General features: G+C 54.5%; 26 protein-coding genes and 1 pseudogene. 7 read left to right on the plus strand and 20 right to left on the minus strand.

All coding sequences use genetic code 11. The annotated features are described in order from the left end of the window. Positions 1 to 38: 38 nt before the first annotated feature. From potD to potA, 4 genes are read right to left on the minus strand one after another with little or no spacing between them, the layout of a single operon-like run. Complete coding sequence (gene potD, locus FHN83_RS20600) at positions 39 to 1,085, minus strand: spermidine/putrescine ABC transporter substrate-binding protein PotD (protein ID WP_139564777.1); 1,047 nt, start codon at positions 1,083 to 1,085, stop codon at positions 39 to 41. Next, the gene (gene potC / locus FHN83_RS20605) at positions 1,082 to 1,873 is read right to left on the minus strand and encodes a spermidine/putrescine ABC transporter permease PotC (RefSeq protein ID WP_039028957.1); all 792 of its coding nucleotides are present in this window, start codon (positions 1,871 to 1,873) and stop codon (positions 1,082 to 1,084) included. The genes potD and potC overlap by 4 nt, the downstream gene beginning before the upstream one ends. After that, complete coding sequence (gene potB, locus FHN83_RS20610; RefSeq protein WP_138368693.1) at positions 1,870 to 2,727, minus strand: spermidine/putrescine ABC transporter permease PotB; 858 nt, start codon at positions 2,725 to 2,727, stop codon at positions 1,870 to 1,872. Before potB ends, potC begins: the two co-directional genes overlap by 4 nt. Then, positions 2,711 to 3,847, minus strand: coding sequence for a spermidine/putrescine ABC transporter ATP-binding protein PotA (gene potA / locus FHN83_RS20615; RefSeq protein WP_138368694.1), 1,137 nt, complete (start codon positions 3,845 to 3,847; stop codon positions 2,711 to 2,713). Before potA ends, potB begins: the two co-directional genes overlap by 17 nt. A gap of 248 nt (positions 3,848 to 4,095) precedes the next feature. On the opposite strand from potA, the gene pepT reads away from it, so the two are divergent. Then, a complete protein-coding gene (gene pepT / locus FHN83_RS20620; RefSeq protein ID WP_039028960.1) occupies positions 4,096 to 5,322 on the plus strand; it encodes a peptidase T in 1,227 nt (408 codons plus the stop codon). Between the two features lie 74 nt (positions 5,323 to 5,396). Here pepT and FHN83_RS20625 read toward each other — a convergent pair whose 3' ends face one another. From FHN83_RS20625 to rluE, 8 genes are all read right to left on the minus strand, one after another. Continuing rightward, positions 5,397 to 6,518: a cupin domain-containing protein gene (locus tag FHN83_RS20625; RefSeq protein ID WP_039028962.1), complete on the minus strand. Its 1,122-nt coding sequence runs from the start codon at positions 6,516 to 6,518 to the stop codon at positions 5,397 to 5,399. Positions 6,519 to 6,607: 89 nt separating this feature from the next. Next, positions 6,608 to 8,071 carry a two-component system sensor histidine kinase PhoQ gene (gene phoQ, locus FHN83_RS20630; RefSeq protein WP_139564778.1) on the minus strand — a complete coding sequence of 488 codons (1,464 nt, stop codon included), beginning with the start codon at positions 8,069 to 8,071 and terminating at the stop codon, positions 6,608 to 6,610. After that, positions 8,072 to 8,743, minus strand: coding sequence for a two-component system response regulator PhoP (gene phoP, locus FHN83_RS20635; RefSeq protein WP_039028964.1), 672 nt, complete (start codon positions 8,741 to 8,743; stop codon positions 8,072 to 8,074). Positions 8,744 to 8,867: 124 nt separating this feature from the next. Further along, positions 8,868 to 10,238: an adenylosuccinate lyase gene (gene purB, locus FHN83_RS20640; RefSeq protein WP_139564779.1), complete on the minus strand. Its 1,371-nt coding sequence runs from the start codon at positions 10,236 to 10,238 to the stop codon at positions 8,868 to 8,870. 19 nt (positions 10,239 to 10,257) lie between these two features. Further along, positions 10,258 to 10,887, minus strand: coding sequence for a high frequency lysogenization protein HflD (hflD, locus tag FHN83_RS20645; RefSeq protein WP_039029007.1), 630 nt, complete (start codon positions 10,885 to 10,887; stop codon positions 10,258 to 10,260). Positions 10,888 to 10,914: 27 nt separating this feature from the next. Continuing rightward, the gene (gene mnmA / locus FHN83_RS20650) at positions 10,915 to 12,024 is read right to left on the minus strand and encodes a tRNA 2-thiouridine(34) synthase MnmA (RefSeq protein WP_138368696.1); all 1,110 of its coding nucleotides are present in this window, start codon (positions 12,022 to 12,024) and stop codon (positions 10,915 to 10,917) included. Between the two features lie 41 nt (positions 12,025 to 12,065). Further along, positions 12,066 to 12,539 carry an NUDIX hydrolase gene (locus FHN83_RS20655; protein WP_139564780.1) on the minus strand — a complete coding sequence of 158 codons (474 nt, stop codon included), beginning with the start codon at positions 12,537 to 12,539 and terminating at the stop codon, positions 12,066 to 12,068. Continuing rightward, positions 12,532 to 13,203 (minus strand): 23S rRNA pseudouridine(2457) synthase RluE, encoded by a 672-nt coding sequence (rluE, locus tag FHN83_RS20660; RefSeq protein WP_139564781.1) that lies wholly within the window; start codon positions 13,201 to 13,203, stop codon positions 12,532 to 12,534. Before rluE ends, FHN83_RS20655 begins: the two co-directional genes overlap by 8 nt. Positions 13,204 to 13,320: 117 nt before the next feature. Between rluE and icd the strand changes: the two genes are divergently transcribed. Next, complete coding sequence (gene icd, locus FHN83_RS20665) at positions 13,321 to 14,571, plus strand: NADP-dependent isocitrate dehydrogenase (protein WP_039029011.1); 1,251 nt, start codon at positions 13,321 to 13,323, stop codon at positions 14,569 to 14,571. Positions 14,572 to 14,688: 117 nt separating this feature from the next. Here the strand turns inward: icd and FHN83_RS20670 are convergent, their stop codons facing one another. The 8 genes from FHN83_RS20670 to FHN83_RS20700 all read right to left on the minus strand — a co-directional run bounded on the left by FHN83_RS20670 (position 14,689) and on the right by FHN83_RS20700 (position 20,328). After that, positions 14,689 to 15,816 carry a site-specific integrase gene (locus FHN83_RS20670; protein WP_139564782.1) on the minus strand — a complete coding sequence of 376 codons (1,128 nt, stop codon included), beginning with the start codon at positions 15,814 to 15,816 and terminating at the stop codon, positions 14,689 to 14,691. Next, positions 15,797 to 16,042 (minus strand): excisionase, encoded by a 246-nt coding sequence (locus FHN83_RS20675; RefSeq protein WP_059359847.1) that lies wholly within the window; start codon positions 16,040 to 16,042, stop codon positions 15,797 to 15,799. The genes FHN83_RS20670 and FHN83_RS20675 overlap by 20 nt, the downstream gene beginning before the upstream one ends. 52 nt (positions 16,043 to 16,094) lie before the next feature. After that, positions 16,095 to 18,362: an exonuclease gene (locus FHN83_RS20680; RefSeq protein ID WP_139564783.1), complete on the minus strand. Its 2,268-nt coding sequence runs from the start codon at positions 18,360 to 18,362 to the stop codon at positions 16,095 to 16,097. A gap of 137 nt (positions 18,363 to 18,499) precedes the next feature. Next, a complete protein-coding gene (locus FHN83_RS20685) occupies positions 18,500 to 18,841 on the minus strand; it encodes an Rrf2 family transcriptional regulator (RefSeq protein ID WP_171029913.1) in 342 nt (113 codons plus the stop codon). Positions 18,842 to 18,844: 3 nt separating this feature from the next. Continuing rightward, the gene (locus tag FHN83_RS20690) at positions 18,845 to 19,180 is read right to left on the minus strand and encodes a hypothetical protein (RefSeq protein WP_139564784.1); all 336 of its coding nucleotides are present in this window, start codon (positions 19,178 to 19,180) and stop codon (positions 18,845 to 18,847) included. Between the two features lie 165 nt (positions 19,181 to 19,345). Continuing rightward, a complete protein-coding gene (locus FHN83_RS20695; RefSeq protein ID WP_139564785.1) occupies positions 19,346 to 19,528 on the minus strand; it encodes a DUF1482 family protein in 183 nt (60 codons plus the stop codon). Further along, complete coding sequence (locus tag FHN83_RS28655; RefSeq protein ID WP_255296448.1) at positions 19,525 to 19,647, minus strand: hypothetical protein; 123 nt, start codon at positions 19,645 to 19,647, stop codon at positions 19,525 to 19,527. The genes FHN83_RS20695 and FHN83_RS28655 overlap by 4 nt, the downstream gene beginning before the upstream one ends. Before the next feature lie 276 nt (positions 19,648 to 19,923). Next, entirely contained in the window at positions 19,924 to 20,328 is a 405-nt protein-coding gene (locus FHN83_RS20700; protein WP_255296449.1) for a helix-turn-helix domain-containing protein, read from the minus strand. A 122-nt stretch (positions 20,329 to 20,450) separates the two neighbouring features. On the opposite strand from FHN83_RS20700, the gene FHN83_RS20705 reads away from it, so the two are divergent. The 5 genes and pseudogenes from FHN83_RS20705 to FHN83_RS20725 all read left to right on the plus strand — a co-directional run bounded on the left by FHN83_RS20705 (position 20,451) and on the right by FHN83_RS20725 (position 24,734). Next, positions 20,451 to 20,681, plus strand: coding sequence for a transcriptional regulator (locus FHN83_RS20705; protein WP_072010774.1), 231 nt, complete (start codon positions 20,451 to 20,453; stop codon positions 20,679 to 20,681). Positions 20,682 to 20,683: 2 nt separating this feature from the next. Next, on the plus strand, positions 20,684 to 21,238 hold the full coding sequence (locus FHN83_RS20710; protein ID WP_139564787.1) for a toxin YdaT family protein: 555 nt from the start codon (positions 20,684 to 20,686) through the stop codon (positions 21,236 to 21,238). 54 nt (positions 21,239 to 21,292) lie between these two features. After that, positions 21,293 to 21,730: pseudogene (locus FHN83_RS20715) on the plus strand (YdaU family protein); the annotation flags it as partial. Positions 21,731 to 21,804: 74 nt separating this feature from the next. After that, positions 21,805 to 22,973 (plus strand): IS3-like element ISEc52 family transposase gene (locus tag FHN83_RS20720; RefSeq protein WP_103255452.1). Its coding sequence is split into 2 segments (ribosomal slippage): positions 21,805 to 22,054 and positions 22,054 to 22,973, totalling 1,170 coding nucleotides; the frame shifts between segments, so codons are not numbered across the junction. 99 nt (positions 22,974 to 23,072) lie between these two features. Next, a complete protein-coding gene (locus tag FHN83_RS20725) occupies positions 23,073 to 24,734 on the plus strand; it encodes a phage tail tip fiber protein (RefSeq protein WP_139564788.1) in 1,662 nt (553 codons plus the stop codon). Positions 24,735 to 24,790 lie beyond the last annotated feature (56 nt).

The raw sequence follows: 24,790 nt of genomic DNA on the forward strand, positions 1-24,790 counted from the left end.
GGGAGAGGGTTAGGGTGAGGGGCCCAGACCGCACGAAATTAACGTCCCGCCTTTAACTTCTGATAATACTCTTCATACAGGCGGCTCGCGTCGCCGACATCGTTCTGCCACTCGCCTTTGCTGATGGTTTGCGCATCCGGGTAGAGCGACTTGTCATTTGCCACCTCCGGGCTCAGCAGCTTGCGGGCGGCGAGGTTTGGCGTCGGATAGCCGATAGTCTCTGCCACCTGTTTTGCCACATCCGGGCGCAGCAGGAAGTTAATCAGCTTCAGCGCCCCGTCCACGTTTTTGGCATTGGCCGGAATAGAGAGGCTGTCCATCCAGAAGATCCCACCTTCAGCAGGCCACACCACGTCCAGCGGCGTACCGGCCTGGCGCGCCACGTACGCTGAACCGTTCCATACCATCCCCACGTTCACTTCCCCTTCCATGTACGGGTTAGCCGGGTTATCGGAGTTGAAGGCGGCGACGTTAGGCATCAGTTTTTGCAGCTCGTGATAGGCTGCTTCAATCTCTTTCGGATCGGTGGTGTTACCAGAGTAACCGAGCTTACGCAGGGCAATCTGGAACACTTCGCGGGCATCGTCGGTCAGCAGCAGCCCGCCCTTATACTCCGGTTTCCACAGGTCGGCCCAGCTCGTTACCGATTTCGGATCCATCGCCTCGCTGTTGATCCCGATAGCCGTCGCACCCCAGATGTAGGGAATAGAGTAATCGTTATTCGGGTCAAACGGCTTGTTGAGCATCTCCGGATCGAGGTTTGAAAAATTGGTCAGCTTCGTTTTGTCGATCTTCTGGATCATGCCCTCTTTGCGCATCTTGTCGACAAAATAGGTCGACGGGACCACCAGATCGTAGGCGCCCTCTTTATAGGTTTTGAGCTTGGCGTACATGGTTTCATTCGACTCGTAGGTCGAGTAGATCACCTTGATGCCGGTCTCTTTGGTGAACTGCTCCAGCAGGCCTGGCGGCACATACTCGGTCCAGTTGTAGAAGTAGAGCGTTTTACTGTCGTCCGCGTGCGCAGCGCTCATACCCATTGCCAGAGCGCCTGCCGCGAGCAGGTGGCGTGACCATTTTTTCATTTTAACGTCCCCTGAGATTTTGTTTTATCACGAGCAATAAGCTGGCTGGCGATCACCAGAACCAGCGATAACATCAACAGAATGGTCGCCAGCGCATTCACCTCCGGTGAGACGCCGACTTTCACCATTGAATAGATCTTCAACGGCAGAATTTCATAGCTCGGCCCGGTGACAAACGACGAAACCACCACGTCATCCATCGACAGAGTAAAGCTGAGCAGCCATCCCGCCGCCACGGCGGGCATCGCCAGCGGCAGGATAATTTTGCGCAGAATGGTCATCTCGCTGGCACCCAGATCTTTTGCCGCCTCCAGCATCCGCACGTCAAAGCCTTTCAGACGGGAGTAGACCGTCACCACCACAAACGGCAGACAGAAGGTGATGTGCGAGAAGAGCAGGGACCAGAAGCCCAGTTGCACCCCCAGCAGCATAAACAGCACCAGCAGCGAAATGGCCATCACGATGTCCGGAGACATCATCACCACGAACAGCATGCCGCTGACGAAGGGCTTGCCGCGAAAACGGTAGCGGTAGAGCGCCACCGCGGTCAGCGAGCCAATCAGGGTGGCAAGAGTGGCCGAGAAGATCGCCATCGTCAGGGAGTGTTGCGCCGCCTGCAGCAGGCTGTCGTTATTCATCAGCAGGCTGTACCACTGGGTGGTGAAACCCTGCCAGTTGATGCCAAAGCGCGAGCTGTTGAACGAGTTCACGATCAGAATAATGATCGGAATGTAGAGATACGCATAAATGGCGGTCATAAAACCGCCCCGGAGCAGTCGACCGATCATTCAAGATCACCTTTACTGTTAAGCAGGCGAGACGCACGCCAGTAGATCAGCAGCATCAGGCCCATTACCAGAGTCAGGGTGATGCTGGTGGCTGAGCCGAACGGCCAGTCGCGAATATTCAGGAACTGGCTCTTGATGACGTTACCGATCAGCAGGTTTTTGGCGCCGCCCATCAGGTCGGAGACGTAGAAAAGACCCATCGCCGGCAGCATCACCAGCAGGCAGCCGGCAATGATCCCCGGCATGGTCAGCGGAACGATGATGCGGATGAAGGTCTGCATTTTGCTGGCACCCAGATCCCTTGCCGCTTCCAGCAAGGGTTTATCCAGCTTCTCAATGCTGGAGTAGAGCGGCATCACCATAAACGGCAGCAGGATATAGACCAGCCCGACGATCACCGCGCTGGGGGTGAACATGATGCGGATCGGGGTATCAATCACCCCCAGCCACAGCAGGAACTCGTTCAGGTAGCCTTTGGTGCTGAGAAAGATCTTCAGGCCGTAAATGCGGATCAGCGAGTTGGTCCAGAACGGCACAATCAGCAGGAACAGCAGCAGCGGGCGCACCTTGGTCGGCAGCTTCGCCAGGAACCAGGCGAAGGGATAGCCGAGTATCAGACACGCCAGAGTGGCAATCAGGGCCATGTTGAGCGAATGCAGCAGCACCTGGAAATAGAGCGGATCGAGCAGGCGCGCGTAGTTATCCAGCGTAAAGACCAGCGAGACGAAATGCGCGTCGTCACGGGTCAGGAAGCTGGTGGCGATGATCATCAGGTTGGGTAAAAAGACAAACAACACAAGCCAACCGACGATAGTGGCGATCACCACATTCTGGAATTTACTTGTGTTCTTCATCAGCCAGCACAACCTCCCAGCTTTCTACCCAGTTAATGACCATTTTTTGATTGAGCGAGTGGTCAAAATCAGGATCGTCTTCGTTAAAGAATTCGCTGACCATCACCATCTTGCCGTTTTCCAGCTCAACGACCGACTCCAGGGTCATCCCTTTATAGTTGCGCTCGCGAATATAGCCGATTAACCCTTCAACTTCGGTTTCGTCGTGGATCTCATCGACGCGCAGATCTTCCGGACGCAGCAGGACGTTCAGCTGCTGTCCCGGCTCTACGGCAAAGTTAACGAAGATATTGCAGGCGCGGCCTTCGACATTAGCCAGCACGCGCTGGTCGTCGAGACGTTCAATAACGGTAGCACTGAAGATGTTGATTTCGCCAATAAAGCTGGCAACAAACAGGTTTTTTGGCTCTTCGTAGATCTCGCGCGGGGTGCCGTCCTGCTCGATCTTGCCGTCGCGCATCACCACGATGCGATCGGACATGGTCAGGGCCTCTTCCTGATCGTGGGTGACAAAGACAAAGGTGATCCCGAGCTTACGCTGCAGCGCTTTTAATTCGTTCTGCATCTGCTTGCGCAGCTTGTAGTCCAGCGCGGAGAGGGACTCATCCAGCAGCAGCAGGCGCGGCTTATTGACCACGGCGCGGGCGATGGCGACACGCTGTTGCTGTCCACCCGACAGCTGGTGCGGTTTACGCTGGGCAAACTCCTCCAGCTGCACCATGCGCAGGGCATCGGTAACGCGTGGGGTGATTTCACTGGCGGGGGTTTTTTGCATCCGCAGACCAAAGGCGACGTTTTCGAAAACCGTCATGTGCGGAAAAAGCGCGTAACTTTGAAAGACGGTATTAACGTGGCGGTGTTCAGCAGGAACCTGAGTAATGTCCTGATTTTCCAGATGGATATGACCGCGGTCGACGTTTTCCAGCCCGGCGATAAGGCGAAGCACTGTCGTTTTACCACAGCCCGAGGGGCCAAGTAGTGTAAGAAATTCGCCGTTGTTGATCGTTAAATCGAGGTCGGAAATGACGGTTTTTCCGTCAAAGCTCTTACGAATTCCGGCCAGTTGCACCAACGGTGACAGTGAAGCTGGTTGTGTATTCAATTTTTGATTCAGTCCCATATCGACGCTGCAAATACTTATCGCAGCGGGGTTTGTGGTTAACCACCTTGGTGAAACGTAATGAGGGCGGACATTCTACGGGAAACCTCTGCAATCGCCAATCCTTGTTACCCATTGATAAGCTACATTTATTAGCAAACGGCGAGATAAACGGAAATATTCTCGTTTACGGGATAATAGTGACCTGACGCAATATTTGGGTTTTGATGCTTATTGATAATGTTGTCACAAAAAGTGAGGGTGACTGCATGGATAAATTACTTGAGCGTTTTTTACAGTACGTATCGCTGGATACCCAATCTAAGCCGGGTGTCCGCCAGGTGCCTAGCACCGAAGGCCAGTGGAAACTGTTACAGCTGTTAAAAAACCAGCTGGAGGAGATGGGCCTCATCAACGTGACCTTAAGCGAAAAGGGGACGGTGATGGGCACGCTACCTGCGAATGTCAGCGGTGATATTCCTGCCATCGGCTTTATTTCCCATGTCGATACCTCACCGGATTTTAGCGGTAAAAACGTCAATCCGCAGATTGTTGAGAATTATCGGGGCGGCGATATCGCCCTCGGCATCGGTGATGAAGTGCTTTCGCCGGTAATGTTCCCGGTGTTACACCAGCTGCTCGGCCAGACGCTGATCACCACCGACGGCAAAACGCTGCTGGGTGCCGATGATAAGGCGGGCGTGGCCGAGATCATGACCGCGCTGGCGGTACTGAAAAATAATAACGTCCCGCACGGCGATATCCGCGTCGCCTTCACCCCCGATGAAGAGGTGGGGAAAGGGGCGAAGCATTTTGACGTTGCGGCGTTTGATGCCCGATGGGCCTATACCGTCGACGGCGGCGGGGTGGGCGAACTGGAGTTTGAAAACTTCAATGCCGCTTCGGTGAATATCCGCATCGTTGGCAATAACGTTCACCCGGGTACCGCGAAAGGGGTGATGGTCAACGCGCTGTCGCTGGCGGCCCGCATTCATGCCGAAGTCCCGGCGGAGGAAAGCCCGGAAAAAACCGACGGCTATGAAGGCTTCTACCATCTCACTAGCATTAAAGGGACGGTGGATCGCGCGGACATGCACTACATCATCCGCGATTTCAATCGCGAAGGGTTTGAAGCGCGTAAACGCAAGATGATGGACATTGCCAAAAAGGTGGGTAAAGGGCTGCACCCGGACTGCTACATTGAGCTGGTGATTGAAGACAGCTACTACAATATGCATGAAAAGGTGATCGAGCATCCCTATATCCTCGAGGTGGCGCAGCAGGCGATGCGCGACTGCGACGTCGAACCCCAGCTCAAACCGATCCGCGGTGGCACCGATGGCGCCCAGCTCTCGTTTATGGGACTGCCGTGCCCGAACCTCTTTACCGGCGGCTATAACTACCACGGCAAGCATGAGTTTGTGACGCTCGAGGGAATGGAGAAAGCCGTGCAGGTGATTGTGCGCATTGCCGAGTTAACGGCGAAGCAGCAGTAGAGAATTACCCGGTTCACCGGGCCCATTCGTAGGCCGGGTAAGGCGTAGCCGCCACCCGGCAACGTAAAAACCACTCAGTCCTCGAAGAACCAGTACCCGCTGTTGACCAGCGCCGCCAGCATCGCGAGGAACGACGGATCTTCAAGTGCATCACCGAAATGCTCGGCGGTCAGCACCATATGGCTGGCAAGGGCTTCCAGCGCCGGACGGTGCGGGGAATCCAGCTGTTCGCCGTTGACGAAAACATCTTCGCCAATGCGCAACACGCGTAATCCACCCAGACGCGCCAGCTTGTCGCCCTGCTGCAGCGCATCATAAATTTCATCCGGCTGATACGGCGGCTCCGGCAGGGAGACGTCCAGCTCGTGGCGGGACTGGCTGATAAACTCCCCGAACCACTGGTTGAAATGCTCAGGCTTGTTGATCATATCCAGCATCATCCCGCGCAGCTGATCCAGCTCCTGCGGCAGAATATCGGCCGGATGTTCCCGGGAAGGCACCGCCGGATCGCTGAAACGATGGCTGCCCAGCTCGCGTTGCAGAACGTAATCGGCAAACCCGCTGATCATCTCGCGACCGCTTGGCGCGCGGAAGCCCACTGAATAGTTCATCGAGTTCTCAAGAGAGTAACCTTCGTGCGGGAAGCCCGGTGGAATATAGAGGATATCGCCCGGCTCCATCTCTTCGTCGATGATGCCGACAAAGGGATCGACCTGCAGCAGGTCAGGGTGCGGACAGTGCTGTTTCATCGGCACCTTCTCACCCACGCGCCAGCGGCGGCGGCCGGTACCCTGAATAATGAACACGTCGTACTGATCCAGATGCGGGCCAACGCCGCCGCCGGGCACGGAGAAGGAGATCATCAGATCGTCCATGCGCCAGTCGGGCAGGGCGCGGAACGGCAGCATCAGGGCTGCGGCGGGCTGGTGCCAGTGGTTAACCGCCTGCACCAGTAACGACCAGTTGCTCTCGCCCAGATGGTCATAGCTTTCAAACGGACCGTGGCTGACCTGCCATTTCCCGTCCTGATGGCTGACGAGACGGCTGTCGACTTCGCTCTCCATGGCCAGGCCGGCCAGTTCGTCAGGAGAGATGGGATCGACGAAGTTGGCGATGCCGCGTTTCAGAACAACCGGACGCTTTTGCCAGTAACGTTCGATAAAGTCGGGCCAGTTGAGCGCTAATTGATAATCCATATTTATATTCCGCAGGCTTTTACTTGCTCGGATTATAACGGAAGCACGGCAGCCTGCGTGTGAGAATCACGCTTTTTTCACCCAGGCGCTCAACTATCGTCGCTGGTCAGGTGCTGGCGGCCAAAAATCGCCTCCATTCGGGCACCGCCCAGCAGGCTGTCGCTGGTCTCGATCCTGCCGTCGTACTGCTCCACAATGTCGCGGGCGACCGACAAACCAACACCCTGGCCGGGACGCAACGTATCGGCGCGCTGGCCGCGATCGAAGACCTGATCGCGTTTACCCTGCGGGATCCCGGGGCCATCATCCTCAACAATAATGTGCAGCTGATCCTCTCCCTGCCGGGCAGAGACTTCGACAAACTCCAGGCAGTATTTACAGGCGTTATCGAGCAGGTTGCCCATCACTTCCATAAAGTCGTTTTTCTCGCCCACAAAGCTGATTTCCGGCGAGATATCGAGGGTAATGTTCACCCCCTTGCGCTGATATACCTTGTTCAGGGCCGAGGTCAGGCTGTCGAGCAGCGGGGCAACAGGGTGCAGCTCCCGGCTCAGGAGGGTACTGCCGGTTCGCATACTGGCGCGGTGCAGGTAGTACCCGATCTGCTGGGAGATACGGCTGATCTGCTCCAGCATTACCGGCTCCGCTTCATCGGCGCTCAGTCTGGCGCTGCGCAGGGATCGCATGGTGCTCTGCATCACCGCCAGCGGCGTTTTCAGGCTGTGGGTCAGATCGGTGAGGGTGGTGCGGTACTTATCGTAACGTTCGCGCTCGCTTTTCAGCAGACGGTTCAGGTTACGCACCAGGCTGGTGAGTTCCCGGGTGGTATTCGGATTGAGCTTCTCCCGGTGATGCTCTTCCAGCTCGCGCACCTCTTTCGCCAGCGACTCGATGGGCCGCAGGCTCCACCAGGCGGCCAGCCAGAGCAGGGGGATCACCAGCAGCAGGTTGGCGGCCAGCACGTACACGAACCAGTTCCACACCATATAAGAGCGTTTTAGCTCTACCGGAATGGTGTCGATGACCACAATCGTCAGCTGGGGCATCGCGATCGTGGCGGGGTAGATGTTTACCGCCACCGAGTGGGTCAGCTCGCTGTCGTCATCGTCCTCACGGATCTCGGCCAGCTCCTGCTGCATATTGTGATTGTCACCCACCAGCACGCTGGTGGCATCGACATTCGCTTCCAGCTCATGAAAACCGTTGGTGCGTAACCACTCCGGGCGGATGCTTTTAATCAGCCAGGGGACGTCGCGCTGGGCCCACAGCAGTTTGCCTTTTTCATCGTAAATCAGCGACATGGTCGGGCTCTGGCGATCAAGATGCTCCGGCATATCAATGCTGATTTTATTGTCTTCCCATCGAGCAAGGGTATAGAAAAGATTGCTCTCCCCGCGCAGCAGGCGAAAGGTGGTTTTGTCGAAGCTGACGCTGTAGCCCACCAGCGCCACCATCCCATAGGCCAGCGAGAGCACCAGCACCACTACCGCTGTCGCCAGCAGAAAACGAAACCGCAGCGACAGAGGCAGAAAGTGACGAAAGAGATTTTTCATTTAGCGTAATTCGAAAAGATAGCCCTGGCCGCGCACGGTGGTAATGACATCCTCCGGGTACTGCGCCTGAATTTTCTTGCGCAGACGCCCCATCAGCACGTCGATGGTGTGGCTTTCGCGCAGCTCTGCGTCAGGGTAGAGCTGGAGCATCAGGGAATCTTTACTCACCACCTTGCCGCTGTTGCGGATCAGCGTCTCCATAATGGTGTACTCAAAGGCCGTCAGCTTAATGACCTCATCATTAATCGCCAGCTCGCGGCGGGAGAGATCGACCTGAAACGGCGGGATGGAGATCACCTGCGAGGCCAGACCGCTGTTGCGGCGCATCAAGGCCTGCATGCGCGCGGCGACCTCTTCGATATGGAAAGGTTTAGTGACGTAATCGTCGGCGCCGGCGCTGAGCACTTCAACCTTATCCTGCCAGCCTTCGCGGGCGGTTAAGACCAGTACCGGCAAAGAGACATCGTGGCTGCGCCAGCGGCGGATCAGCGACAGGCCATCTTCATCAGGCAGACCCAGGTCAACGATGGCGATATCGGGAAGGTGTTCATTGAGATAGTAATCGGCTTCTTTTGCATCTTCGGCATCATCCACCTGATGTCCCATTTCCTGAAGCTGAACTTTCAGGTGATGGCGTAGCAACGCATTATCCTCAACAACCAGAACGCGCATCATCGCTTCTCCCTAATATGAATGGTCAGAGTAGTTTAACGCTGATTATGTTGCGGCGGGGATAAACATTTCGTAAACCGAAGGGGAGGAACCCTCTTTCCGGGCGGAAAGAGGGTTAAAAGCGTTATTTCAGCTCATCAACCATCGCAATCGCGCGACCGATGTAGTTTGCCGGAGTCATCGCTTTCAGACGGGTTTTCTCTTCTTCTGGCAGGGCCAGACCGTCGATAAACTGCTTCATGCCTTCGGCGTCAACGCGCTTGCCGCGGGTCAGCTCTTTCAGTTTTTCGTACGGCTTCTCGATGCCATAGCGGCGCATCACGGTCTGGATTGGCTCCGCCAGCACTTCCCAGTTGTGATCCAGTTCGTCCAGCAGACGCTCGCGGTTCACTTCCAGCTTGCTCACGCCTTTCAGGGTGGATTGATAGGCGATCAGCGCGTAGCCAATGCCCACGCCCAGGTTACGCAGTACGGTGGAGTCGGTCAGGTCACGCTGCCAGCGGGAAACCGGCAGTTTGCTGGCCATGTGCTGCAGCAGCGCGTTCGCCAGACCCAGGTTGCCTTCGGAGTTTTCGAAGTCGATTGGGTTAACCTTGTGCGGCATGGTGGACGAACCGATTTCACCGGCGATGGTCTTCTGCTTGAAGTGGTTCAGGGCGATGTAACCCCACACATCGCGGTCGAAGTCGATCAGGATGGTGTTGAAACGCGCGATGCAGTCGAACAGTTCGGCGATGTAGTCGTGCGGCTCAATCTGCGTGGTGTACGGGTTCCACTGGATACCCAGAGAGGTCACAAACTCTTCGCTGAACTGGTGCCAGTCCACTTCCGGGTAGGCGGCGATGTGCGCGTTGTAGTTACCCACAGCGCCGTTGATTTTACCGAGGATCTCCACCTGCTCCAGCTGGCGGTACTGACGCTCCATACGGTAGGCGACGTTGGCCATCTCTTTACCGATGGTGGATGGGGTCGCTGGCTGACCGTGGGTACGGGAGAGCAGCGGGATATCGCGATACTCGACCGCCAGCGCTTTGACCGCGTCGATGATTTTGCGCCAGTACGGCAGCACCACTTCTTCACGCGCGGTAGAGAGCATCAGCGCGTGGGAGAGGTTGTTGATATCTTCTGAGGTGCAGGCGAAGTGAATGAATTCAGACACCGCGTGCAGCGCCGGGACGCTGGCGACTTTCTCTTTCAGGAAATATTCAACGGCTTTTACGTCGTGGTTGGTGGTGCGCTCAATGGTTTTGATGCGCGCGGCATCTTTTTCATTGAATTCTGCGACGATTTTATCGAGGTAATCGTTTGCCTGTCTGTCAAAAGCAGGAACTTCCTTGATTGCTGCCTGCGCGGCCAGCTTTTGCAGCCAGCGTACTTCAACCTGTACACGGAATTTCAGCAGACCATATTCGCTGAAGATCCCGCGCAGCGCGCTGACTTTATCGCCGTAGCGTCCATCGACAGGGGAAACGGCGGTCAGTGAGGATAATTCCATAGTTCGCAACTCCGGGAGGTTAACAATGAGCAAGAATTTGTTTTGCCTGAGTGGTCAGGCGATTACGATAAAACATTAACTGCAGGCGGCCACCGCCGACCTGATGCCACAGCACAGCGGCACGAATACCTGCCAGCAGGGAGGCGCGCACTTTGGCCTGCACCTGTGGGCTTTGCAGCACGGCAGGGGAGCCGGTGACCTGGATACGTGGCCCCAGTGGACTGATGACATCCACATAAATGCCCGCCATGGCGCTGAGTAACGTATCGGATTGCAGCTCGAAATGGTCGAGCTGGCGCTGCAGGCCGCTAATGCGGTCACCGAGGGTGTCCATCGCCCCTTTGGCGGCATGCAGCTTGCGCTCGAGCACCATCATGCTGAGGGTATAACGCGTCAGTTCAGCGTTCAGCCCTTGACGGCTGCTGGCATTTAATACACCGAGCAAGGTTTCCAGACCGAGGCGAAGATTCGCTTCGCTACCACCAAACACGCCGAGGGTTGAACTGGGGTTCAGATCCACAACGCTGTTGAGCGAAACGTGCAGCGCGTCAGCATCGCAGTGACCCTGATGCGCCAGCTGTTGCACCAGACGGGCTGACTGGCAAATTCCCGCCAGCGCCAGGGTGATGTCATAAAAGTTCTTCGCCACACTTGCTCCTTTCTGTGTGTTATCGCATTAAACCGCGGTCAGCGGCAGGCGTTGTTCGATGATGCCGCCGCCAAGGCAGATCTCGCCGCTGTAAAAGACGGCAGACTGGCCCGGGGTCACGGCAGCAACCGGCTCGTCGAAACGCACTTCAATGCGTTCGTCGTCCAGCGCGGTCACGGTGCAGGGAATATCGGTCTGGCGGTAGCGGGTTTTCACCGTGCAGCGCAGCGTGCCTTTCAGCGGCTCGCGGTCGACCCAGTGCAGCTGTTGGGCAATCAGGCCGACGGACATCAGACGCGGATGGTCATGACCCTGCGCCACAATCAGAATATTGTTTTCGACGTCTTTATCGACGACGTACCACGGATCTTCGCTACCCTCTTTGATACCGCCGATACCCAGGCCCTTACGCTGGCCGAGGGTGTGATACATCAGACCCTGGTGCTCGCCGATGGTATCGCCATCCACACTGATGATTTTACCCGGCTGGGCAGGGAGGTAGCGGCCAAGGAATTCACGGAATTTGCGCTCACCGATAAAGCAGATACCGGTGGAGTCTTTTTTCTTCGCGGTGATCAGATCCAGCTCTTCGGCGATTTTACGCACTTCCGGTTTTTCCAGCTCGCCCACCGGGAACAGGCTTTGGGCAATCTGTTCGTGGCCGAGGGTATAGAGGAAGTAGCTCTGATCTTTGTTGCCGTCGAGACCGCGCAGCAGCTGGCTTTTGCCGTCGACATCGGCGCGGCGCACGTAGTGGCCGGTGGCGATGTAATCAGCACCCAGATCTTCAGCGGCGAACTCGAGGAAGGCTTTAAATTTGATCTCTTTGTTGCACAGAATATCCGGGTTCGGCGTGCGGCCGGCTTTGTACTCTTCCAGGAAATGCTCGAAGACGTTATCCCAGTACTCTGCGGCAAAGTTGACGGTGTGCAGTTCAATGCCAAGCTTGTCGCAGACCGCCTGGGCATCAGCCAGATCCGCAGCAGCCGTACAGTATTCCTCGCCATCGTCCTCTTCCCAGTTCTTCATGAACAGGCCTTCAACCTTATAGCCCTGTTGCAGCAACAGCCAGGCAGAGACGGAAGAATCGACGCCGCCGGACATGCCGACGATCACTTTTTTTTGGCTTTCAGACATTGGAATACTCACGACATTGAACTTCAAGGCGGCGTATTCTATCACGCGCCCCCGGCATTGACACCCTCTGTAAACGGCCAGTTAAATTCCCCGATGGTCTCCAGCGGCAGACGCTGGCCGGAGAGGTAGCTGCGAATACTCTCCGCAACCAGCGGCGAGCGCAGATTTGTCGCGTTGAGAATGGTGTCGGCATCCACCCACAGGCAGCGGTCGATGTCGCTGTCATGGGGCTCAGTGGCGCACGTTTCGCTAAGCTCGATGGCGAACAGAAAACGGATAAACGGCGTTTTGTCCGGGGCAATCCACTGATGCAAACGGATGAAATGCTGGGGCTTAGCCTGAATGCCGGTCTCTTCCCACAGCTCGCGCTCTGCCGCCTGAGCCAGCGTCTCGTCGGCTTCAAGATGGCCCGCAGGCTGGTTCCACAGCGCCTTGCCGTTGATGGTCTCTTCCACGACTAAAAATTTGCCCTGGGCGTGCACAATGGTGGCCACCGTGACATGCGGCTTAAACATGAGGCTCTCCTTGTTGAGTAACGTCCCGCCACTCACCGTTGGCGAGGCTATCCAGCGTATAACTGCCCATGGCGTAGCGGATCAGGCGCAGTGTCGGATGGCCGACATGGGCCGTCATGCGACGCACCTGGCGGTTGCGGCCTTCATAAAGGGTCACTTTGATCCACGAAACGGGAATGGATTTACGCTCGCGGATCGGTGGGTTGCGCGGCCAGAGCCACTCTGGTTCATTGACCAGCTCAATACCTGCAGGCAGGGTAGGACCGTCGTTGAGCGTAACGCCTTGACGTAACGCCGTCAGCGCTGCTTCGTCCGGCACGCCTTCAACCTGCACATAGTAGATTTTGCCGGTGCGCTTACCGGGCTGGGTCAGCCTGGCCTGCAGTTCACCATCATTGGTGAGCACCAGCAGCCCTTCGCTGTCGCGATCGAGCCGGCCTGCGGCATAGACCCCCTGGACAGGGATGTAATCTTTCAACGTGCTGCGTCCGGCTTCGTCGGTAAACTGCGGCAGGACATCGTAAGGTTTATTGAACAAAATAACGCGTGTCGGCGCGCTTTGCTTGCGCGGTCTGGACGCTTGTCGTTTGCTGAATCGTTCAACCCGGTGATTTCTAAAAGAAGTTTTCTGCATGGTATTTTCAGACGTTATCAATTGCCGCATTATAGCCTAATAACGAATGCCTTTCATGGCGCCAGACATTCAGGTACTATCGATGGGCTCATTACAAATTATTAACATAAGATCAGTAACAACCAGAAGCGCTCGAAGGAGAGGTTAATGGAAAGCAAAGTAGTTGTTCCGGCGGAAGGTAAAAAGATCACCCTGCAAGACGGTAAGCTGAACGTCCCACACAATCCGATTATCCCGTTCATCGAAGGTGACGGTATCGGTGTTGACGTAACCCCAGCGATGCTGAAAGTGGTGGATGCCGCTGTTGAGAAAGCCTATAAAGGCGAGCGTAAAATTTCCTGGATGGAAATTTACACCGGTGAAAAATCTACCCACGTTTACGGCCAGGACGTCTGGCTGCCAACTGAAACTCTTGACCTGATCCGTGACTACCGCGTTGCCATCAAAGGCCCGCTGACTACGCCAGTCGGTGGCGGTATTCGCTCCCTGAACGTTGCTCTGCGTCAGGAACTCGACCTGTACGTTTGTCTGCGCCCGGTACGTTACTACCAGGGTACGCCAAGCCCGGTTAAACACCCTGAACTGACCGACATGGTTATCTTCCGTGAGAACTCCGAAGATATCTATGCTGGTATCGAGTGGAAAGCGGACTCCGCAGAAGCAGAGAAAGTGATCAAGTTCCTGCGCGAAGAGATGGGCGTGAAGAAAATTCGCTTCCCTGAACATTGCGGTATCGGCATCAAGCCGTGCTCCGAAGAAGGCACAAAGCGCCTGGTTCGTGCAGCGATCGAATACGCAATCACCAATGACCGTGACTCTGTGACCATCGTTCACAAAGGCAACATCATGAAGTTCACCGAAGGCTCGTTCAAAGACTGGGGTTACCAGTTGGCGGCGGAAGAGTTCGGTGGTGAACTGATCGACGGCGGCCCATGGCAGAAGATCAAGAATCCGAACACCGGCAAAGAGATCATCATTAAAGATGTGATCGCCGATGCGTTCCTGCAGCAGATCCTGCTGCGTCCGGCTGAGTACGACGTTATCGCCTGTATGAACCTGAACGGTGACTACATCTCCGACGCTCTGGCGGCGCAGGTTGGCGGTATCGGTATCGCACCAGGCGCGAACATCGGTGACGAGTGCGCGCTGTTCGAAGCGACCCACGGTACTGCACCTAAGTACGCGGGCCAGGACAAAGTGAACCCAGGTTCAATCATCCTGTCCGCAGAAATGATGCTCCGTCATATGGAATGGTTCGAAGCCGCAGACCTGATCGTTAAAGGTATGGAAGGCGCGATCAACAACAAGACCGTGACCTATGACTTCGAACGTCTGATGGAAGGCGCTAAGCTGCTGAAATGTTCAGAGTTTGGTGACGCGATCATCGAAAACATGTAATCCAGATTTCGGGTTGTATGCGAACGGGAGCCAGTTGGTTCCCGTTTTTTATTATTAGCTTTTGAACGGTTATCAAAAATTTATCAAAACAAGTTATCAAAACCCCACCCCAAAATCCTATATCGCGATTGTCGTCCAGTCCTTCCCGCGGTCGTCGTTGTAGCGATCGGTCTGCTGCTGTGACTTGTGGCCGAGCAACTTTTTAGTGTCAATTCCCTGTTCCTTATAAAGACGTTCCGATAGCGATCGCTGCTCATGGAATGTCGCCGGCGTTCCTTCCCTCCAGTCGATCCCTGCCTTATCCCGGGCCTTACTAAAATTCATTGTGAGCGTGTTCGCTTTAACCTGGGCACCACGCTCTGCTTGCGAAGTGGCCCTGAAAAAATGGACGAGGTAAGGGCTAACCGCATAATCCCGACAGCGCGATATAACATCCCGCAAACTCCAGTTAATGGCGTTCAGTCGGAGCGATAACGGGATCGCGATTTTGCTTCCCGTTTTCTCCTGAATAATGTGCAGCTGGTCATCCCAGACATCGCTAAATTTCATCCTCGAAATATCACCCAGGCGTTGGCCGGTTACTAAAGCCAGCAACATAGCATTACCCATATACTGGTGGTTTGCGTCTGCAATCTCGAATATCCGCTGCCATTCCTCAAGGCTAAGTCGCTGCCGGGTGATTCTACGTCTGGGCTTTTTAGTGGCTGACGCAGGATCGTAACCCGGGGGAACTTCACCTGCGTGTTGCGCTTCTTTAAATATATCGACCAAAACGGTTCGAATAACCTGAGCCATTCTCGCCTGACCCGCCGCAATATATTCATCAAGAATTTGGGCGATATCGCGTACATCAACGGATGGCAACAGTTTCATACCAACACGTTCACGCAGTAGAGTCGCTGGCTTATTTTTTTGTTTGAATGTGTTTAATTTAATGTCACCTGAAGCCAGGCGCTCTTCCTGAATTTTCCAGTATCGGTCGAGCCATGTTGAAACCGTGATCGCTTTGCCTTTGCTTGTGGCGATCCTGTCACTGATCGCCAAAATCTGCCGGCTTCTCTGTTCTGCCAGGCGCGCGTTTGCCTCAGTAGCAATCGCGATGGCATCCAATTCGTCAGTGCCCAGCGCATGGAACTTGCCGGTGACTGGATGTTTATAGCGCCAGTAAACCTTGTTCACCTTCCTGCTGTAGAGAGGGTAAAGGTTCGGTACAGAAACATTGTTTTTACGTGGTCTGGCAGCCATCGTTCAAAATCCTTTGCAGCAATATGGAGTCGTTCTTCTTAACTACCGGCGCGGTCAGTTCACCTACCAACTCAGCATCTTCACGAACGCGCCATAAGCGGCCCTGCTTCATTGCTGGTGGAGAGAACTGATTCTGTTTCGCATAACGTCGAAGTGTCGACACGCTTGGAGGGTTGCTTCTGTATTTTTCAGCGGCCCACTCTTCGAGAGTTAACATCTGGATCATATGCTTTACCCCATAATGGCCCAGTAATGGGCCATTGGCTGAAATATTGTAATCAGATTGCTGTCAGGCGCTGCCAGATAGCGGATACGTATTTGACCTGGTGGCGGGCGTCCGCCAGGGCATTATGCTGATCCCCCTCGAGAGGAATGTCGTAGCGCGAGTTCAGCCCAACAGCTTTGCCCAGTTCGACAACGGTACGCACGTCCCGGTAGTTCCAGTGCGGGATCGGGAATGGCGTGTCGGCCAACTCGAATGCCGCCTCCAGAAGAGAGCAATCAAACGAACTACCATTCCCCCAGAGCTGAACGGTCTTCGATCCGTTAGCCGCGTTTTCAGCGATGAAGTCGAGGAATTGCTCCAGCGCTTCCACCAGACCGACCGTATCCTCTACCACGATTGCAGATCGGGCTTCTGGCGATTGCTTCAGCCACCAGAGGATGGTGCCGGCATCTGGCCTGGCCCCGAATGACATCGAAGATTCAAGGTTAATTACCTGATAATATTCAGCACCGGTTTTCCCGCTGACAGGGTCAAAGAATACCGCCCCCACTGAGACAATCGGTGCGCCTGGTTTTTTACCCATGGTTTCGAGATCCACCATCAGGTGCGTGAACATGGTTTCAGAGTTTGAGGTATCAGGCTCCAGCGCTTCCAGTTCCTCTTTCAGGTCTGTTTCCATCACCATATAGGTTGCATCGCCAACCGTGGCGCCACAGTCAGGGCAACCGCCGCCACCTTCGGCACCACAGCCAGTGCAGACGGTTCCCGCTACGGCATTTGTTTGCGCAGCAGTTGCATCAGCGCTTTCGCCTGGCGGAACCGCGTCAATACTTTCTCCTTCCTCTGGGTCAGTCTTTTCCATCTGCACATCGCTGGTGGTCTCCTCATAAACGGGTGAACGGTCATCATTTTCTGGTTGGTTTTCGTTCATCAGGCCTTCGATGGAGAACATGCCTCCGCCGAGGCCCGCGACCTGCGGCTGACTGTTGGCCTCATCCGCACGACGGCGTGCTCCCTCTTCACGTACGCGTTTCAGGTTTTCCTCGTGAGTGCAGAGGGGGGCTCGAGAAGATTTGTCATCTGCAGGATTGATGGTTATTTCATTCTCAACCTGAGCAGCGGAGGCTGCAGGGATCGGCAGCAGTTCGGTTGCAGCGTTAAACTCAGCCGTCATTGTCTGGTTCACGAACTCAAGGTGAGCCGCAGGCGTCAGATGGATATTCTCTGGCGCGATGCGCACCAGATTAAAGATGGCTGTGCGGTTCACTGCCAGAACGCCGGGCTGGTTGCGCAGAATTTTGCTCCACGATTTCCATGGTTCTTCTTTTTTCTCGATGATTTCTTTGGCGCGGCGGGCGATGCTGCCCGGGATTTCTCGGTAGTTGAAGTCCATCGGCAGCAGGGCGCTGGCAATCTCCAGATCGAGGGTATCCAGAGTGTGATGCGCGCCTTCACCGCGATCAGTGACATACCCGCTGTCGGCATTGGTACCAGCGTCGGTGCGCTGCACGTGATTGATGCGGTTGCCGGTGGCCCATTCGCGCGCCAGGATCCCGCGGTCGATATATGGGGTTGCTACCCAGGCTTTAGTGAACTGCAGCAGCAGGCCCAGCTCATGGCGTTTTTCTATGCTGAACACTCTGCGAATGGCGGCGGTATAGCGCCAAAGGTCTTTGGTATCGAAAGCCTTAACTTCTGCAAAGTTTTCAGCGGCGAGCAGCAGATCCTGGACATAACCATTGTCGGTATCCATTTCCAGTGCGTAGAGCTCTGCATTCTCGCTGCGGGTGATGTGGTGGCGCAGTTCGTCCACCGTCAACTGGGCAAGCAGCTGTTTGCGGAATGGCATTTTGCAAACGGGGTAGTGGGCACCACCATCATCGTGTTCGCTGATCTTCAGGCCGTACTCATACAGGGAATTAGGCACTTCTGTAGCAGCGCTACTATTATCTAAGATATCAACAGATGTTTTCGTCGTGTCAGGGGAGGAGGCATCACTGGTTGTCACCGGGGCGAGGGTGGTTTCACCCTGAGATGCGGCGGCGGGGATCGCGTTCCAGGTGCGCTGGTCTTCGGCCAGTTCGTAGCGTTCGCACCAGGTGTAATCGATGGTGCTTTCTTCCGGCAGGTCATTGAACACTGGAAAATCTGTGCGGATCGGTTTGAGGTAGTCTTTTCCACGACCTGTTTCGATACCTGCATCTTCCAGTTCAACATCAAGTTGCAGCGCTGCGCGCGATTCGGTTTTGGCTGTAAACCAGATTACGCCGTCAGGTTTGCCCGATTTCTGGGTCGCCTTAATATGATAAAAAAATTCCATCTTGGAGCCTCGTTTGGGTGTAAGATACCCAACAGCTAATGAACGCTGCTTAGGTAGTGGTCATTGGTCAAAACTCGATTCCGGAAAGCTTTGGTCGGCTGACCGGGTACTTAACCCGCCTTGCGCGGGTTTTGTGCTTATTGGGCGCTGGGCTTGTTCGCCAGCTGAGAGATAAGCACTCCATCAAGTGCATCAAGCACCGGGTCGAACGTGGTATTCGACGGGATCTTGCTGACTGCGCGGATGACTGCTGAAACTGAGATATCACCTTCACGAAGGCTATAGCCGCCGCCCGGCCCTCTGTGCGAGGTGACCAGCTTGCCGCTGCGCAGCCGCTTAAAAATTTGCTCCAAGTAGGAAACCGAGAGCTTCGATTCTTTACTCAGTGTGGCGAGGGGTACTGGCTTGCCGCAGTAGATTCTTTCCAGAACCGCAACAGCCTGGACAGATGCCATCACTCGTTTCATTCCAAATTCCATTGTCTATCCCTTCACCGGATCCCGGCCGTAGCCAGGGTTATCTTCAATAGCATCCTGCAGAACCAGAATCGCTTCGCTGTATGGAAGGGTCAGTGCCAGCCTAATCGCCGTCCCGAACGTCTCTGCTACCAGTTCAAACTTCTGAGCGAGGCGGTTCGCTTCCTCGGTCTGCTCCTCAACAGCCTCCATTTCAAACTGGTGCTCCTGCCAGACTTCATCCATAACGTCTTCTTCAACTTCACCGCGCAGCGCTTCTTTAACTTCAAGAACAGGCAGGATGCCGATTAACTCCTCTGCCGGTGCGGTGCTATATCGCAATGCCAGTTCGTTCGCTGACATAAATCCTCCGGAAAAAAGGCCCGCCACGGGCGACGGGCAAAGAGAACTTTTCCAATTTAACCAGAACAGGTCATCGACTCCTCTCTGGTTGAGATGGCGGGATTACCATCACGATGCCATATGCACCTGGCATCAGGCTGGCAACAGCCATTGGTCGAAACTCGATTAAAAATGTAACGCTGGCTGTTGGTCGTCAGCCGATTTGTATGGGTAACACTGTCCTTTCACGTGCTGCTCTGCGGCAGCTGCTTCACAAACCGCCTCGGTCCTATGAACGCCGAGCATGATGTCTGAGCATTCCCCGGTGAGGGCGCAGACGGTAACGATTAAGGCGAAAAGCGAGTTCATGCGTTGAGCTCTGGGTTGCCTTTCTGCGCCATGAAGTAGCAGAACTTGCGGATCAAAACTTCAAAGATGTTGAGGCGAATAGCCTGCTGCCCAACTGGGTTACGTGCGTAGTCGATCATGATTATCTCCTTATTGCCATTTACGTCTGGCCGACGGAACGGTAAAGCCTGCTGCGCGTTAGTTTTTGTCATCTCATCCGGTGTTTCATATGCCGCCGGCAGCTACTACGTGGGCGTCCTGCCTGGATGACTGAATTTGTGAAATCAGACTACAAATAAATTTGTCATCAGTCAAACTGATTATGACATATTTTATTTCAATGATTATTTTAGAAGGGATTTTAGGTTGGCGAGACACAAAAAAAACGCCGCTAAAAGCGGCGTTTTTGTTCTTTTTTAGTCTTTGTTCGGGGTCGGTTCTATTTTTCTCTTGCTCAAGAACTCTGCCATAAACCTATCGAGCTCTTCGAGGCGATCACTAGCCGACTGAACGAAGCGTGTTTGTTCTACCTCTGGGAGTTGATCAAACACCTCTAGTAAAGCAGCCTGCTTTTCAGTTAACACAGTTTTGCTGGCTGTAGTGGCCTTAAGTTGAGCCTCTTCTTCATCAGTCATGAAGAACCAATACAGTGGTTTTCCAAGGGCTTGAGGAAATAATGCAAGCTTTTCCTTGCGAGGAAAGTTACCTGTATTACACCAGTTACTGACTGTTTGAGAATTGACGCCAACTCTCCTGCCTAACTCAGATTGAGATATGCCAGCTTCCTCAAGAGCTCTTAATAGTCGTTCTTCGAAGTTCATATTCGGATCCAAATTAAACCTATTAGCAAGCATACAAAGTTTCTTTTCAGTTGTGACTGATTAAGTTTCTTGACATTGACAAATTATTTATCAATTATGTGATTCCTAAACTAGGAGGAACCATGAACGAAGCCATTCAACAAAAAATTATTTCTTTGTGTGGAAGTCAGTCTGAACTAGCTCGCCGCCTGGGTAAGAACTCGCAGACAGTATCAGTCTGGTTTCGCACTCAAGTTGCCAGCACTGAAGTTCTTAATGCCTGCAGGGCTCTGGACTGGCAGGTAACTCCGCACGAGTTGCGCCCTGATCTCTACCCGAACCCCACTGATGGTTTGCCTCAAAAGGAAGCCTAATCATGCAATCAGTAACGTTTGAACATCTTAATAGGCAGAACGCCGCTTCGCTGAAAACAAGAAATCAGATTGAGCATCGGCGCCGGGACTCAACGCGCCATCGCGCGATTTTGTCTGCCGTTCGTGAGTGGGAGGCAACTATCCCGGGCCAGGCGCAGGACGTGGTTACGAAGCTGGTGGCCGAGCAGTGGGCAAAAGACGGCGGGCGGGGGATCACCGTGAACAAGCAAAACCTCTATCGCTACCTGAAAAACGAAACCAACTCCAGCAAGTATACGGCTCACGTCATGCAGCTCTCAAACGCGATCAGTTTGGCGATGCCCATCGAGATAGCCAGAAAGCATGGACTTCGACAGGGCAAAACCGATATCGAGCTGGTGGCCGAAGCGATTAAAGAAACTGGCGAGCACCATCAGGCCAAGCTGCTTGGCCTGCCGACCAAGAAGCAGGCGAAAGAGGGGTTCGAAAACCTTCTCGCCAACGCAGCACTGCTACCGGGAGAACTGGCTGGTGTGGTGATCGCTCATCTGCAGGCGCTGGCTCCGCTATTTACGTAATCGAGTTTTGACCAATGACCATACGACCCGGTACGCCGGGCAACAGGAGTAAACATGGCAGCGCTGCCCTATATGCAACTTTACATTGCTGATTACCTGGCGGACACCATGCATCTGTCTACGGAAGAGCACGGCGCTTACCTGCTGCTGATGTTCAATTACTGGCAGACAGGTAGACCCATTCCAAAAAACCGGCTGGCAAAAATAGCACGGCTGAGCAACGACCGTTGGAACGCCGTTGAACCTTCGTTAAAAGAGTTTTTTAACGACAATGGTAGCGAATGGTCGCAAGAGCGGATTGAGAGGGATCTGGAGGCTGTAAAAACTTCGCTCAGTCAGAAGTCCGCAGCAGGAAAAGCATCAGCACAGGCGAGAAAGGCCAAAAAAGAGACCAAAAGCCAACGGAACGACAACGGGTGTTCAACGGGCGTTGAATCACCGTTGCAACATGAGGCCAACGGAAACCCAACTAATACAGATACAGATACAGATACTGAAGTGGTTTACTGAATTTGGCCACCTGAACAGAGGTGATATGCTCACCTCAGAACAACACAGGTGCCATAATGAAAAAAAGAAATTTCAGCGCAGAGTTTAAACGCGAATCCGCTCAACTGGTCGTTGACCAGAATTACACCGTGGCAGATGCAGCCAGCGCTATGGATGTCGGCCTTTCCACAATGACGCGATGGGTGAAACAATTACGTGATGAGCGGCAGGGAAAAACACCAAAAGCCTCCCCCATTACCCCGGAACAAATTGAAATCCGTGAGCTCAGGAAAAAGCTACAACGTATTGAAATGGAAAATGAAATATTAAAAAAGGCTACCGCGCTCTTGATGTCAGACTCCCTGAACAGTTCTCGATAATCGGGAAACTCAGGGCGCGTTATCCTGTGGCCACTCTCTGCCATGTGTTCGGGGTCCATCGCAGCAGCTACAAATACTGGAAAAACCGTCCTGAAAAGCCAGACGGCAGACGGGCTGTATTACGCAGCCAGGTACTTGAACTGCATGGCATCAGCCACGGCTCTGCCGGAGCAAGAAGCATCGCCACAATGGCAACCCAGAGAGGCTACCAGATGGGGCGCTGGCTTGCTGGCAGACTCATGAAAGAGCTGGGGCTGGTCAGTTGCCAGCAGCCGACTCACCGGTATAAGCGTGGCGGTCATGAGCACGTTGCTATCCCGAATCATCTTGAGCGACAGTTCGCCGTAACGGAACCAAATCAGGTGTGGTGCGGTGATGTGACCTATATCTGGACGGGTAAGCGCTGGGCGTACCTCGCCGTTGTTCTCGACCTGTTCGCAAGAAAACCAGTGGGCTGGGCCATGTCGTTCTCGCCGGACAGCAGGCTTACCATGAAAGCACTGGAAATGGCATGGGAAACCCGTGGTAAGCCCGTCGGGGTGATGTTCCACAGCGATCAAGGCAGTCATTATACGAGCAGGCAGTTCCGGCAGTTACTGTGGCGATACCGGATCAGGCAGAGTATGAGTCGGCGTGGAAACTGCTGGGATAACAGCCCAATGGAGCGCTTCTTCAGGAGTCTGAAGAACGAATGGGTGCCAGCGACGGGCTATGTAAGCTTCAGCGATGCAGCTCACGCAATAACGGACTATATCGTTGGATATTACAGCGCACTAAGACCGCACGAATATAATGGTGGGTTACCACCAAACGAATCAGAAAACCGATACTGGAAAAACTCTAACGCGGTGGCCAGTTTTAGTTGACCACAACAGTTCAGACTGGACCTGTCCACCAAACAGGACGCGACGAACTACTTCCTGATTGACTGGGTGGCAGTAGGGCGGCCAACACCGGGGGCCGGGATGGCGGCGCTGCAGCAGGAAACGACAGCCCGTGTAAGGGGTGATCAGGCGGAGGCCACGGCACGTGAGACGCTGGCGACGCAGATCCGGGGTGGTTATACCGGTGACGACCCGTCGAAGCTGGCATCGGGCCTGCTGTACACCGAACGCCAGGCGCGCATCACCGCGCAGGAAGCAGAGGTGACAGAGCGGAAGAAACTGGAATCGACCGTAAACGATAACCATGCAGCCGTTACTCAGGAGCTGGCGACGCTGACAACGGAGCAGGAGGCTCAGGCCACCACGCTTTCCAGTCTGCAGACGACGGTTGGCAAAAACACCGGTGATATTACACGCATCGATAAAGCGGTCGTTGATAACAACAAAGCGCAGACTACCGCGCTGGCTGCAGTTAAGGCCACGACCGACCAGAATAAGACGGATATCAGCACGGAAACCACGGCCCGCACGGATGGTGACAGCGCGCTGGGCCGCCGTATCGACAGTCTGAAAGTTGACGTGGACGGTAACACGGCCAGCCGGGACGCAGGGATTATCGGCAACGTTACCAATGCTCTCGCCAGCTTCACAGCGTTCTCGGATCAGCGCGTTACGTTCGCCGTTGGCGAAACGAAAACGATGGCCGAGATCACCGAAGCCCGGAAGACTGCAGCTGATGCCACAAGCGCCGTGGCGGAGCAGGTCACCTCGCTTAAGGCCACGGTTGAACAAAACGGCCAGACCAACGCTGCGGCCATTACGCGCATTGATAAAGCCGTTACGGATCTGGAGAGCGCCACGGCGACCAGCATTCAGCAGGTGACGGCGGCTATTGGTGATACCAACTCCGCAGTCCAGACGACCAGCCAGGCTGTTGCTGATATCAACGGCAAGCTGAGCGCGCAGTGGGGCGTTAAAGTCCAGGTGGAGGCGAACGGCATTAAACGCATCGCGGGTATCCAGCTGGGCATTGACGGTACAGGGGCCTCAAACTTCCTGATTTCTGCCGATACGTTCGCGGTTTATAACCCGACGACCACCGGTCAGGAGCTGGTTTTTGCGGCGACCGGCGGCCAGATGTTCCTGCGATCGGTGCTCATCCAGGACGGTTCCATCGATAACGGCAAGATCGGCAACTACATCCAGTCCAGTAACTGGGACGGGACCGGCAACGTTGGCTGGCATATCAATAAATCCGGGTATGCCACGTTCAACGGCGTGACTGTCCGGGGAACGATATACGCAAATGCAGGTGAGTTCAGAGGGACAGTTTATGCTACCAACGGTGAATTTAGAGGAACAGTTTACGCGACGGATGGAGATTTTCAGGGCACAGTTTATGCCAATAAGATCGTTGGTAATATTTCAGAGTCGAGAATGTATCCGGGCTTTACCCAAATTAATGGCGGCAGCTCGACAATGAATATCAACTATGCTGGAAACCCTCGCATGTCGGTCAGGGTTTCTATTTTCTTCACCATTAACTCTTATTCATCAGGAACGCGATTCTGGATTAATGGAGATGAAAAAGCCAACCGCTCGCCGGGTCAATCTTTCGGAATTTCATTTGACGTAGCGGCGGGAGCGCCTTTAACAATAACGCTCAGGGCATCCGGTAACGGGGAAATCACAACCAGCCCAATTATTGCAATCGTTACTCCGCAGGGTACAGCATTAAATTAAACCCTTACCCACCGCAAACCAGACACACCAAACCTAAAGAACCCGGCTCCGGCTGG

Origin of the sequence: Leclercia adecarboxylata (assembly GCF_006171285.1) — a bacterium.
GTDB lineage: Bacteria > Pseudomonadota > Gammaproteobacteria > Enterobacterales > Enterobacteriaceae > Enterobacter > Enterobacter barmai.